Genomic DNA, 11,347 nt, shown 5'->3' with positions numbered 1-11,347 from the left:
ATCCGGCCCTCCAGTCCCGGGTGCCGTCCGGCAGCGCTGCGCGGGCCACCCGTGCCGCGCGCGCCGCGAAGTCGGCGCCGCGCACACCGGCCCGTGCGGTGCCCGCCACCGCGCCGGCCGCGGCACCCACCGCGGGCGCGGTGCCGCGCGCGAGCAGCCGGGGCCCGGCCAGCACAATCCCGGTGACGGCGCCCTGGGAACGCGTCAGAAGTCCACCGACCATCGTTGTCTCTCAGCCCGCCTTTCGTGTGGACGCGGCCGTCTTCTTGCTCCGGCCGCGGGAGGACGTACCGCGGGAGGGACCGGACGTGGCCTTCTTCGCGGTGCTCTTCTTCGCGGTGCTCTTCTTCGCGGGACTCTTCTTCGCGGGACTCTTCTTGGCCGCGCTCTTCTTGGCGGTGCCCTTCGCCGCGGTGCTCTTCGCGGCGGCCTTCTTGGCGGTGCTCTTCGCCGCCGTGCTCTTCGCCGCCGTCTTCTTGGCGGTGCTCTTCGCGGCGGTGCTCTTCGCGGCGGCCTTCTTGGTGGTGCTCTTCGCCGCCGTGCTCTTCGCCGCGGTCTTCTTGGCGGGGCTCGTCTTCGCGGTGCCCTTCGTCGCCGTGCTCTTCCTGGTGGCGGCCTGTGTCGCGGTCTTCTTGGCGGGGCTCCGCCGCGCGGGGCTCTTCTTCGCCGTACGAGTTCCGGCCGTACGAGTTCCGGCCGTACGCGTTCCAGCCGTACCGGCCTTCTCCGAGCCGCCGCCGTCCGCACCGCCGCTCGGGGCCTTCGCCCCGTTCTGCAGCACCCGCGCGGTCTTCGCCTCCGGCGACTCCTGCGGCCGTGGCCGGGTCAGCCACGCCACCGCCGCCCCGGTGGCCGCCACCGGCCACTCCACCAACCCGGCGATGCCCAGCACCCCGGCCCCCGTGTAGACGACCGCACGCCGCCCGCGCGGCGACACGGCCCCGATCCTGTCCAGCGCGCCCTCGGCGACCCTGCCGACCGTCCCCGCGCCCGGAACCTTCCGCAGCGCCGACGCGGCCGCGTGCAACGGCCTCGGGAGCGTCTGCGCCGATTTCTGCTCAGCCATGACTGTTCGTCCTCGCCTGTGCAAGCTTCTGCAAGCTGTGGAAACCCTGGGAACATCACCTTCCGCATTTCTCCGGGTTCCCGCACTTCGGGCGCTCACCCCGGGGGACTTTCCGGTCCAGCCCTCTTGACGAAAGGTCTGGACCAAACCACTGTCATGCCTACGACACCTCACCGACCCCCACCGGGAGGCCCGGCATGATCCGCCGCAAGCTCCGCCTGCTCGCCACCGCACTCGCGGGCACCGTGCTCGCCCCACTGGGGGTCGCCACCGCGTCCGCCGCTCCCGCACCCGCACCCGCCGACACCTGCGCCGTGAAGTCGAAGCCCGCCGGCAAGGTGCTCCAGGGCTACTGGGAGAACTGGGACGGCGCCGCCAACGGCGTCCACCCGCCCTTCGGCTGGACCCCGATCACCGACTCCCGCATCGCCGCCCACGGCTACAACGTGATCAACGCGGCCTTCCCGGTCATCCGCTCCGACGGAACGGCCCTGTGGGAGGACGGCATGGACCGGGACGTGAAGGTGGCGACGCCCGCGGAGATGTGCGCGGCCAAGGCGTCCGGGCAGACGCTCCTGCTCTCCATCGGCGGCGCGACGGCCGGCATCGACCTCAGCTCGGCCGCCGTGGCCGACCGCTTCGTCGACACGATCGTGCCGATCCTCAAGAAGTACAACTTCGACGGCATCGACATCGACATCGAGACCGGCCTGGTCGGCAGCGGAAACATCAACCAGCTCTCCACGTCCCAGGCCAACCTGATCCGCATCATCGACGGCGTCCTGGCCCGCATGCCGTCCAACTTCGGCCTCACGATGGCCCCGGAGACCGCCTACGTCACCGGCGGCAGCGTCGTCTACGGCTCGATCTGGGGTGCGTACCTGCCGATCATCAAGAAGTACGCCGACAACGGCCGCCTGTGGTGGCTGAACATGCAGTACTACAACGGCAGCATGTACGGCTGTTCCGGCGACTCCTACCAGGCGGGCACGGTGCAGGGCTTCACCGCCCAGACCGACTGCCTGGACAGGGGCCTGGTCATCCAGGGCACGACGATCCGCGTCCCCTACGACAAGCAGGTCCCGGGCCTGCCCGCCCAGCCCGGCGCGGGCGGCGGCCACATGGCGCCGTCCCAGGTCGCCCAGGCCTGGAACCACTACAACGGCGCCCTCAAGGGCCTGATGACCTGGTCGATCAACTGGGACGGCTCGAAGAACTGGACCTTCGGCGACAACGTCAAGGCCCTCCAGGGCCGCTGACGCCCCCTCACCGGGCCGTGAACGCCAGCTTCGCCCCCAGCGCCACGAACGACCCGGCGAAGCTCCGCCGCAGCCACGCCATCACCCTCGGCCGGGAGATGACGTGGCTGCGCACGGACGCGGCCAGGACGCCGTACCCGGCGAACACGACGAAGGTCACCAGCATGAACACGCCGCCCAGCAGCAGCATGCGCGGCAGGGCGCCGGCCTGGCCCGGGTCCACGAACTGCGGCAGGAAGGCGAAGAAGAACAACGTCAGCTTCGGATTCAAGATGTTGATCAGCACACCCCGCAGAATCACCCGCCCCGCCGGAACGGGACCGCCCCGCTCCTCCCCCACCGTGAGCGCCTCCTTGTCCCGGAGGGTGGCCCACGCCATGTACAGCAGGTAGGCGACACCGGCGTACTTGAGGATCTGGAAGGCGGTGGCACTGGCGTGCAGCACCGCCGCGACGCCGGTGACGGTGGCCAGCAGGTGCGGCACGATGCCGAGCGCACACCCGAGGGCGGCGACGACACTCGCGCGGCGCCCGCGGGAGAGGGCGGCGGCAAGGGTGTAGACGACCCCGGTACCGGGGGTGGCGACGACCACGAGGGTGGTCAGCAGAAACGCGATGCTCATGACCACCACCCTGGCAACACGACGGCCCCCGACAGAGGACCACTGGGGGTCCCTTATCGGGGGCCAATCGCGAACGCCGCTCCCCTGCCCGACCAAGACGCCCACCCCTCCCCCGACCGAGTCGGGTGGTGGGTGGGCGAAGGCCCGGGGGTCCAGGGGGCGGAGCCCCCTGGTACGGCAACGCAAACGGACGTTCAGCAGCCCACGAGCCGAGACGCCAGGTACCCCTCGATCTGGTCCAGCGACACGCGTTCCTGCTTCATCGTGTCCCGCTCCCGCACCGTCACCGCGTTGTCGTCCAGCGTGTCGAAGTCGACCGTCACGCAGTACGGCGTACCGATCTCGTCCTGGCGCCGGTAACGACGCCCGATCGCACCGGCGTCGTCGAACTCGATGTTCCAGTTCTGCCGCAGCGCCTGGGCGAGGCCCTTGGCCTTGGGCGACAGCTCCGGGTTCCGGGACAGCGGCAGGACCGCGACCTTCACCGGCGCGAGGCGCGGGTCGAGGCGCAGCACCGTGCGCTTCTCCATCTTGCCCTTGGCGTTCGGCGCCTCGTCCTCGATGTACGCGTCGAGCAGGAAGGCGAGCATCGCCCGTCCGACACCGGCCGCCGGCTCGATGACGTACGGCGTCCAGCGCTCGCCGGCCTCCTGGTCGTAGTAGGCGAGGTCCTGGCCGGAGGCCTTGGCGTGCGAAGAGAGGTCGTAGTCCGTCCGGTTGGCGACACCCTCCAGCTCGCCCCACTCGCTGCCGCCGAAGGAGAACCGGTACTCGATGTCGGCGGTGCGCTTGGAGTAGTGGGAGAGCTTCTCGGCCGGGTGCTCGAACCAGCGCATGTTCTCTTCACGCATGCCGAGGCCGGTGTACCAGTTCCAGCGCTGCTCCATCCAGTACTCCTGCCACTTCTCGTCCTCGCCCGGCTTGACGAAGAACTCCATCTCCATCTGCTCGAACTCGCGGGTCCGGAAGATGAAGTTGCCGGGCGTGATCTCGTTGCGGAAGGACTTGCCCATCTGGGCGATACCGAACGGCGGCTTGCGGCGCGACGTGGTCTGCACCTGGGCGAAGTTGGTGAAGATGCCCTGCGCCGTCTCGGGCCGCAGGTAGGCGACGGAGCCGCTGTCCTGGGTCGGGCCGAGGTGGGTGGAGAGCAGACCCGAGAACTGCTTGGGCTCGGTGAAGGTGCCCTTGTTGCCGCAGTTGGGGCAGTTGAGGTCGGCGAGGCCGTTCTCCGGGGCGCGGCCCTTCTTCTCCTCGTAGGCCTCTTCCAGGTGGTCCGCGCGGAACCGCTTGTGGCAGGAGGTGCACTCGGTCAGCGGGTCCGTGAAGGTGGCGACGTGGCCGGAGGCCACCCAGACCTCGGGGGCCAGGATCACGGACGAGTCGAGACCGACGACGTCCTCGCGCGAGGTGACCATGTAGCGCCACCACTGGCGCTTGAGGTTCTCCTTGAGCTCGACACCCAGCGGACCGTAGTCCCAGGCGGCGCGCTGTCCGCCGTAGATCTCACTGCAGGGGAATACGAAGCCACGGCGCTTGCTCAGGCTGACGATGGTGTCGATCTTGTCGGCGGCCACGGTGCTCTCTTCATTACGACGACGGGCGACGAAGCGAGATGCTTCCAGAGAATGCTTCAGGTTACCGGCGTGGACTGCCCCCCGACCAAATCGGGGGGCTCCCCTTCTCGTGACCGGTCGCGACCGGGCATTGTTGACAACGGTTTCCATATTTGTTGAAAATGAATGCCATGAACGTACGACGACGCCACATATCCGGCATAGCAGTCACCGCGGCCGCCGCACTCGGCCTGGGGACCCTCTCCGCCTGCTCCAGCGACAGCGCGGCGGCGGGCAACACGGACAAGTTCGACGTCGTCGCGTCGTTCTACCCGATGCAGTACCTCGCCCAGCAGATCGGCGGGGAGCACGTGAACGTCACCACCCTCACGGAGCCCGGCCAGGAGCCGCACGACCTGGAGCTGAGCGCCAAGCAGACCGCCGAGATGGGCGAGGCGGACGCGGTGCTCTACCTGAAGTCCCTCCAGCCCGCCGTGGACGAGGCCATCACCCAGTCCGACGTGAAGACCAAGATCGACGCGGCCACGCTGACGACGCTGGAGGACCACGGGAGCGTCGAGCACGACCACGGCCACGGAGGCGAGGGGCACGCCGAGGAGGGCCACGCCGAGGAGCACTCCGAGGAGGAGGAGCACGCCCTCGACCCGCACGTCTGGCTGGACCCGGTGAAGTACGCCGAGATCGCCGAAGGCGTCGCCAATGCCTTCGAGAAGGCCGACCCGGACCACGCCGCCGACTACCGGAAGAACGCCGACGCGCTGGCGAAGAAGCTGGCCGGTCTGAACACGGCGTACGAGGACGGCCTGAAGAACACCGACACCAAGGTCTTCTTCACCAACCACTCCGCCTTCGGCTACCTCGCCGAGCGCTACGGACTCACCCAGGAGGCCATCAACGGCCTCGACCCGGAGAGCGAGCCCAGCCCCGCCCGGATCAAGGAGCTCCAGGAGGAGGCCAAGGCCGACGGCGTCACCACCGTCTTCTACGAGACACTGGTGTCCGACAAGACCGCGAAGACCCTCGCCAAGGACGCCGGCCTGAAGACCGATGTCCTGGACCCGCTGGAGGGCATCACCGACAAGTCCAAGGGCGACGACTACCTCGCGGTCATGGAGTCCAACCTCAAGGCGCTCGAAGCCGCCCTCGGCGCCAAGTGAGCGTTCCGATCGTTACGGAGGACCTCGTGAGCGACGAGACCGTCATATCCCTGCGCGGCGTCCGCGCCGAACTCGGCTCACGCCCCGTCCTGCGCGGCATCGACCTCACCGTGCGCGGCGGCGAGGTCGTGGCCCTGCTCGGCGCCAACGGCTCGGGCAAGTCCACGGCCGTGCGCACGGTCATCGGCCAGGTGCCGGTGACGGCCGGCGCGATCGAACTGTTCGGCACCCCGCGACGCCGCTTCCGCGACTGGGCGCGCGTGGGCTACGTCCCGCAGCGCACCACGGCCGCGGGCGGCGTCCCCGCGACGGTGACCGAGGTCGTCTCCTCCGGCCGCCTCTCCCGCGCCCGCTTCGGCGTCCTGCGCAAGGCCGACCGCGAGGCCGTACGCGGGGCCCTCGACCTGGTCGGCATGGCGGACCGGGCCAAGGACTCCGTGAACGCCCTCTCCGGCGGCCAGCACCAGCGCGTACTGATCGCCCGCGCGCTCGCCGCCGAACCCGAGCTGCTGATCATGGACGAGCCGATGGCGGGCGTCGACCTGGCCAGCCAGGAGGTGCTGGCCGAAACGCTCAGGAAGCAGGTCGCGGCCGGCACCACCGTCCTGCTGGTACTGCACGAACTCGGCCCCCTGGAGCCGTTGATCGACCGGGCGGTGGTGCTCCGCGACGGCTGCGTCACGCACGACGGCCCGCCGCCCAAGGCCGTCGGCCAGCACGCGCTGCCCGGCCACGACCACGTACACCCGCACGCACCGGCGGGCGCCGAACCGATCCGCACGGGACTGCTGAGCTGATGGAAATCCTGAACTACGCCTTCATGCAGCGGGCACTGCTGGCGGCCGTCCTGGTCGGCATCACCGCCCCCGCCGTCGGCATCTACCTGGTCCAGCGCCGCCAGGCCCTCATGGGCGACGGCATCGGCCACGTGGCGATGACCGGCGTCGGCCTCGGCTTCCTGCTCTCCTGGTCCCCGGTGTGGATGGCCACCCTGGTCTCCGTGCTCGGCGCGGTCCTCATGGAGCTGATCCGCTGGTACGGCAAGACTCGCGGCGACATCGCCCTCGCCATGCTCTTCTACGGCGGCATGGCCGGCGGCGTGATGTTCATCAACCTCGCGCCTGGCGGCTCCAACGCCAACCTCACCTCGTACCTCTTCGGCTCGCTGTCGACGGTCTCCGAGTCCGACGTGACCGCGATCTGCCTGCTGGCCGCCTTCGTGGTCGCCGCCACCCTCGGCCTGCGCCGCCAGCTGTTCGCGGTCAGCCAGGACGAGGAGTTCGCCCGGGTCACCGGCCTGCCGATGCGCGCGCTGAACCTGCTGACGGCCGTCACGGCGGCGGTGACGGTGACCGTCGCGATGCGCGTCGTCGGGCTGCTGCTGGTGTCCGCCCTGATGGTGGTCCCGGTCGCCGCCGCCCAACAGCTCACCCGCAGCTTCGCCGCCACCTTCGCGGTCGCCGTCGCCATCGGCGTCAGCGTGACCATCGGCGGCACGGTCACGTCGTACTACCAGGACGTGCCGCCCGGCGCGACCATCGTGCTGCTCACCATCGGCGCGTTCGTCCTGCTCACCGTGCTGGCGGCGCCGCTGGCCCGGCGACGCGCGCGGGCGGTCACCGCGGCGCAGGCCGCCGCGGATCCGGCGGAGTGCAAGATTCCGGCCACCAGGGGGGCCACCGACGAGGTCGGCGTCTGACTGCCGGCCTGCCGGGCTGGCACAATGGCCCGGCAAGCCCAGACGGCAGACGTGAGGAGGAGTACCGGTGACGACCGCTGGACCGCCCGTGAAGGGCCGCGCCACCCGGCAGCGGGCCGCCGTGTCGGCGGCCCTCCAGGAGGTCGAGGAGTTCCGCAGCGCACAGGAGCTCCACGACATGCTCAAGCACAAGGGCGACTCGGTCGGGCTCACCACGGTCTACCGCACCCTGCAGTCCCTCGCCGACGCCGGCGAGGTCGACGTCCTGCGCACCGCCGAGGGCGAGTCCGTCTACCGCCGCTGCTCCACCGACGACCACCACCACCACCTCGTCTGCCGCACCTGCGGCAAGGCGGTCGAGGTCGAAGGCCCCGCGGTCGAGAAGTGGGCGGAGGCCATCGCCGCCGAGCACGGCTACGTCAACGTCGCGCACACGGTGGAGATCTTCGGCACGTGCGCGGACTGCGCGGGGGCCTCCGGCGGTTGAGCCGTGGGGCCGGGGCTGGGCCCCGGGCCCCTTTTTTCGGCCTGACGGCCTCGTCCTCAATCGCCGGACGGGCTCGATGATCCGGACGGGCTGAGTTATTCGGTGCGGCCCTCCATGGCAAGCAGCTCCTCGTTCGGGATCGCGCCGCCGAAGCGGCGGTCGCGGGAGGCGAACTCCAGGCAGGCGCGCCACAGGTCGCGGCGGTCGAAGTCGGGCCAGAGCACGTCCTGGAAGACCATCTCGGCGTACGCGCTCTGCCAGAGCAGGTAGTTGGACGTCCGCTGCTCACCACTCGGCCGCAGGAACAGGTCCACGTCCGGCATGTCCGGGTAGTACAGGTACTTCGCGAGCGTCTTCTCGTTGACCTTCGACGGGTCGAGCCGCCCGGCCCGCACGTCCTCGGCGAGGGCCTGCGCCGCGTCGGCGATCTCGGCGCGCCCGCCGTAGTTCATGCAGAAGTACAGCGTCAGCCGGTCATTCCCCTTGGTCTGCTCCTGGGCGACCTGGAGCTCCTTGGCGACCGACTTCCACAGCTTCGGCATCCGCCCGACCCAGCGCACGCGGATCCCCAGCTCGTCGAGCTGGTCGCGGGTCTTGCGGATGAAGTCCCGGTTGAAGTTCATCAGGAAGCGCACCTCGTCCGGCGACCGCTTCCAGTTCTCGGTGGAGAAGGCGTACAGGGAGATGTTCTTCACGCCCATCTCGATCGCGCCCTGGAGCACGTCCAGCACCCGCTCGGCACCGACCTTGTGCCCCTCGGTGCGCGGCAGCCCGCGGTCCTTGGCCCAGCGCCCGTTGCCGTCCATGACGATCGCCACATGCTCCGGTACCAGCTCGCCGAGCCTCGGGGGCCGCGCGCCGGACGGGTGCGGCTCCGGCGTCCTGTAGTCCCGGCGCTGACGCCCCAGGATCCCGCGTACGGCCATGTGTCTCTCGTCTCCTTCAGGATTTCTCTACGTATCGCAGGGAGCGCAGGCCGCGCTCCAGGTGCCAGTGCAGGTAGGCGGACACCAGCCCGCTGCCCTCCCGGACGTACCGCGGCTCGCACGCGTCCGCGGTCCCCCAGTCTCCCGTGAGCAGCGCCCCGAGCAGTTCCAGGGCCTGCGGCGAGGGTACGACGCTGCCGGGCACCCGGCAGTCGGCGCAGACGGAACCGCCCGAGCCGACCGAGAAGAACCGGTTCGGACCGGGCATGCCGCACTTCGCGCAGTCCCCGAAGGTCGGCGCGTACCCGTTCACGGCGAGGGAGCGCAGCAGGAACGCGTCCAGCACGAGGTTCGGCGCGTGCTCGCCCCGGGCGAGGGTCCGCAGCGCGCCGACCAGCAGCAGGTACTGCTGCACCGCCGGCTCGCCCTCGTGGTCGGTGAACCGCTCGGCCGTCTCCAGCATGGCCGTACCGGCGGTGTACCGCGCGTAGTCGGTGACGATCCCACCACCGTACGGCGCGATGGTCTCGCTCTGCGTACACAGTGGCAGCCCGCGCCCGACCAGCTCGCTGTTCCTGGCGAAGAACTGCACGTCCACGTGCGAGAACGGCTCCAGCCGCGCCCCGAACTTCGACTTCGTCCGCCGCACCCCGCGCGCCACGGCGCGTACGCGTCCGTGACCGCGCGTGAGCAAGGTGATGATCCGGTCCGCCTCACCCAGCTTCTGGGTGCGCAGCACGATGCCGTCGTCGCGGAACAGACTCATGGCGCCCATTCTCGCGCATGCTTCAAGGCACCTCGCCACGACTTCGGGCGTTGGTGTACGCCGTCGCCGCGCTGAGCCGCTCCGACTGGGTGGCGTGGCGTACGTCACCCGGTTCCGCGTCCCACTCCCGGCCACCGCCGTAGGGGCGCATCTGCACGTACGGCCCCTCGTGCCCCATGACGAGGCCGACGCGCCCGGTGCGGGTGTCGATGGCGTAGACACCGACGGGCGGGTACGTCATCGCAGCGCCGCCGCGAGGCGCTGCGCGGTCTCGACGGAACACCGCCCCAATTCGATGAGTGGACTGGGGGCCTCCCGCGCAAGACTCACCGGGTCGAGCCCGAGGGAGGGAAGAGTAATTCCTGCCTCCGCGAGTGCTGCGCGCAATTCTTTCACCGCTACCTCCGCTTCTTCGACGCAGAGCGCCGAGTGTCGTGCCTCCACCGTGTTCCCCTTCCCTTTACGGTTTCACTCTTCGTGTCCCCAGAATGCCTCTCTGTGCCTACACTCGTCAGGAGTCGTTGCACTACAAGTGCGGGTCAGCGCATGGGGGTTGGTTATGGCCAACGGTTCACGGCAGGCGGCGTGGGAGTTCTTCGGCACGGAACTCAAACGCCGGCGAGAGGACGCCGGAATCACCCAAGTCGAGCTGGGGGCACGGGTATTCGTGTCCGGGGGTTACATCGGCCAGTTCGAACAGGCAATTCGCAAGCCTCAGCTGGATGTGGCGCAGCGGATTGACGAGGCGCTACAAACCGACGGTATTTTCGAACGCCTCTGGCGGAAACTCATCAAGGAACAGCAGTTCGCGGAGTACTTCGCCCACGCGGCGGAGCTTGAGCGGCTGGCGACTGGCATCTGCGAGTGGGCGCCCGCCGTGGTCCCGGGGCTCTTGCAGACACCTGCTTACGCTCGCGCGATCTATTTCGCGAGCAACCCGCTCTCCCCGGTCGAGTACGTCGAGGAGATGGTCGGTCTCCGCATGGAGCGAACGCAGCTCCTCAAGGACGCCACACGGCCCGTGTATTGGGTGCTCCTGCATGAGGCTGTGCTGCGGGTCCAGGTCGGACCGCCCACGGTGATGAGCGAACAACTGGAGCACATCGTGGAGACCGTACGCAGCCGCAAGGCCCTGGTCCTCGTCGTCCCCTTCTCCGCCGGGGCGCATCCGCAGATGGGCAAGCTGACGAGGCTCATGGAGTTCGACGACGCACCGCCGACCGTCTATACAGAGGCCGTGCTGTCGGGCAATCTGCTGGATGATCCGGCAGTAGTGAAGCGGGTGCGGGCGGATTACGATCTTCTCAGGGCCGCAGCTCTGGCACCGGACGCGTCCCTGGCCATGATCGAGGCGGCGGCGGAAGGCTACAGACGATGCGCGGGGACGACCTGACCAACGCATACTGGCGCAAAAGCAGCTACAGCGGCGGCAGCGGCGGTGAGGAGTGCCTCGAGGTCGCCGACGGAGTCCCCGGCGTCGTGCCGGTCCGGGACAGCAAGGTGGCTGCCGGGCCGATGGTCGTCGTGGGGGCGGTGGCCTGGACGGAGTTCGTACGCACCGTTGGGGCCGCCCGCTTCCTTGCCAGTGTCGTGCCTCCGCGACCCGAGTAAAGGGCGCTATCGCGTCGCCTTCGGCGATGGCCCTGCGGGCCACCCTTGACTCGGCTCGCTCCACCACGGGTCAGAAGCGAGCGAGCGGCCCGGAAAGACGGGTGGCCGGGCCGGGTTCACGATCAACCGTCAGCTACGTACGCCCCCGGCGTCGGCGGTGCGCGCTCGCGCCTCGCC

The 11,347-nt window shown here is 69.6% G+C and carries 15 protein-coding genes; 7 read left to right on the top strand and 8 right to left on the bottom strand.

Translation table 11 applies throughout. The annotated features are described in order from the left end of the window. A partial coding sequence (locus ACFCZF_RS21710) for a hypothetical protein (protein WP_376673031.1) occupies positions 1-223 on the bottom strand: 223 nt, incomplete at its 3' end. A 9-nt stretch (positions 224-232) separates the two neighbouring features. After that, positions 233-1,066, bottom strand: a complete 834-nt coding sequence (locus tag ACFCZF_RS21705; protein WP_376673030.1) for a hypothetical protein — start codon at positions 1,064-1,066, stop codon at positions 233-235. A gap of 197 nt (positions 1,067-1,263) precedes the next feature. On the opposite strand from ACFCZF_RS21705, the gene ACFCZF_RS21700 reads away from it, so the two are divergent. Then, positions 1,264-2,325 (top strand): chitinase, encoded by a 1,062-nt coding sequence (locus ACFCZF_RS21700; protein ID WP_376673029.1) that lies wholly within the window; start codon positions 1,264-1,266, stop codon positions 2,323-2,325. Positions 2,326-2,332: 7 nt separating this feature from the next. On the opposite strand, the gene ACFCZF_RS21695 is transcribed toward ACFCZF_RS21700, so the two are convergent. Next, the gene (locus tag ACFCZF_RS21695) at positions 2,333-2,947 is read right to left on the bottom strand and encodes a LysE family translocator (protein WP_375913235.1); all 615 of its coding nucleotides are present in this window, start codon (positions 2,945-2,947) and stop codon (positions 2,333-2,335) included. Between the two features lie 194 nt (positions 2,948-3,141). Continuing rightward, entirely contained in the window at positions 3,142-4,524 is a 1,383-nt protein-coding gene (locus ACFCZF_RS21690) for a glycine--tRNA ligase (protein WP_375913232.1), read from the bottom strand. 170 nt (positions 4,525-4,694) lie between these two features. Here ACFCZF_RS21690 and ACFCZF_RS21685 point away from each other — a divergent pair, with 170 nt between their 5' ends. The 4 genes from ACFCZF_RS21685 to ACFCZF_RS21670 all read left to right on the top strand — a co-directional run bounded on the left by ACFCZF_RS21685 (position 4,695) and on the right by ACFCZF_RS21670 (position 7,867). Continuing rightward, a complete protein-coding gene (locus ACFCZF_RS21685) occupies positions 4,695-5,681 on the top strand; it encodes a zinc ABC transporter substrate-binding protein (protein ID WP_376673028.1) in 987 nt (328 codons plus the stop codon). Between the two features lie 26 nt (positions 5,682-5,707). Then, positions 5,708-6,478, top strand: coding sequence for a metal ABC transporter ATP-binding protein (locus ACFCZF_RS21680; RefSeq protein ID WP_376673027.1), 771 nt, complete (start codon positions 5,708-5,710; stop codon positions 6,476-6,478). Then, positions 6,478-7,380 (top strand): metal ABC transporter permease, encoded by a 903-nt coding sequence (locus ACFCZF_RS21675; protein WP_376673026.1) that lies wholly within the window; start codon positions 6,478-6,480, stop codon positions 7,378-7,380. Before ACFCZF_RS21680 ends, ACFCZF_RS21675 begins: the two co-directional genes overlap by 1 nt. 67 nt (positions 7,381-7,447) lie before the next feature. Further along, complete coding sequence (locus tag ACFCZF_RS21670) at positions 7,448-7,867, top strand: Fur family transcriptional regulator (protein WP_375913223.1); 420 nt, start codon at positions 7,448-7,450, stop codon at positions 7,865-7,867. A gap of 95 nt (positions 7,868-7,962) precedes the next feature. Here ACFCZF_RS21670 and ACFCZF_RS21665 read toward each other — a convergent pair whose 3' ends face one another. From ACFCZF_RS21665 to ACFCZF_RS21650, 4 genes are read right to left on the bottom strand one after another with little or no spacing between them, the layout of a single operon-like run. After that, entirely contained in the window at positions 7,963-8,793 is an 831-nt protein-coding gene (locus ACFCZF_RS21665) for an isoprenyl transferase (RefSeq protein WP_376673025.1), read from the bottom strand. Between the two features lie 16 nt (positions 8,794-8,809). Continuing rightward, positions 8,810-9,559: a DNA repair protein RecO gene (recO, locus tag ACFCZF_RS21660; protein ID WP_375913217.1), complete on the bottom strand. Its 750-nt coding sequence runs from the start codon at positions 9,557-9,559 to the stop codon at positions 8,810-8,812. Between the two features lie 22 nt (positions 9,560-9,581). Continuing rightward, positions 9,582-9,800 (bottom strand): hypothetical protein, encoded by a 219-nt coding sequence (locus tag ACFCZF_RS21655; RefSeq protein WP_375913214.1) that lies wholly within the window; start codon positions 9,798-9,800, stop codon positions 9,582-9,584. Further along, entirely contained in the window at positions 9,797-10,003 is a 207-nt protein-coding gene (locus ACFCZF_RS21650; RefSeq protein WP_376673024.1) for a hypothetical protein, read from the bottom strand. The genes ACFCZF_RS21655 and ACFCZF_RS21650 overlap by 4 nt, the downstream gene beginning before the upstream one ends. Before the next feature lie 115 nt (positions 10,004-10,118). Between ACFCZF_RS21650 and ACFCZF_RS21645 the strand changes: the two genes are divergently transcribed. Continuing rightward, entirely contained in the window at positions 10,119-10,952 is an 834-nt protein-coding gene (locus ACFCZF_RS21645; RefSeq protein ID WP_376673023.1) for a helix-turn-helix domain-containing protein, read from the top strand. Beyond that, positions 10,934-11,170, top strand: coding sequence for a DUF397 domain-containing protein (locus ACFCZF_RS21640; RefSeq protein ID WP_376673022.1), 237 nt, complete (start codon positions 10,934-10,936; stop codon positions 11,168-11,170). The genes ACFCZF_RS21645 and ACFCZF_RS21640 overlap by 19 nt, the downstream gene beginning before the upstream one ends. Positions 11,171-11,347 lie beyond the last annotated feature (177 nt).

This window comes from Streptomyces sp. NPDC056296, assembly GCF_042268605.1.
In the GTDB taxonomy this organism is placed as follows: Bacteria; Actinomycetota; Actinomycetes; order Streptomycetales; family Streptomycetaceae; genus Streptomyces.
This window is presented reverse-complemented; position numbering and strand designations above follow the sequence as displayed.

Excerpts from the sequence above, each read along its gene's own strand:
- recO (WP_375913217.1), bottom strand. The coding sequence starts at position 9,559 with ATGAGTCTGTTCCGCGACGACGGCATCGTGCTGCGCACCCAGAAGCTG.
- ACFCZF_RS21665 (WP_376673025.1), bottom strand. The coding sequence starts at position 8,793 with ATGGCCGTACGCGGGATCCTGGGGCGTCAGCGCCGGGACTACAGGACG.
- ACFCZF_RS21685 (WP_376673028.1), top strand. The coding sequence starts at position 4,695 with ATGAACGTACGACGACGCCACATATCCGGCATAGCAGTCACCGCGGCC.
- ACFCZF_RS21700 (WP_376673029.1), top strand. The coding sequence starts at position 1,264 with ATGATCCGCCGCAAGCTCCGCCTGCTCGCCACCGCACTCGCGGGCACC.
- ACFCZF_RS21655 (WP_375913214.1), bottom strand. The coding sequence starts at position 9,800 with ATGACGTACCCGCCCGTCGGTGTCTACGCCATCGACACCCGCACCGGG.
- ACFCZF_RS21645 (WP_376673023.1), top strand. The coding sequence starts at position 10,119 with ATGGCCAACGGTTCACGGCAGGCGGCGTGGGAGTTCTTCGGCACGGAA.
- ACFCZF_RS21675 (WP_376673026.1), top strand. The coding sequence starts at position 6,478 with ATGGAAATCCTGAACTACGCCTTCATGCAGCGGGCACTGCTGGCGGCC.
- ACFCZF_RS21640 (WP_376673022.1), top strand. The coding sequence starts at position 10,934 with ATGCGCGGGGACGACCTGACCAACGCATACTGGCGCAAAAGCAGCTAC.
- ACFCZF_RS21705 (WP_376673030.1), bottom strand. The coding sequence starts at position 1,066 with ATGGCTGAGCAGAAATCGGCGCAGACGCTCCCGAGGCCGTTGCACGCG.
- ACFCZF_RS21695 (WP_375913235.1), bottom strand. The coding sequence starts at position 2,947 with ATGAGCATCGCGTTTCTGCTGACCACCCTCGTGGTCGTCGCCACCCCC.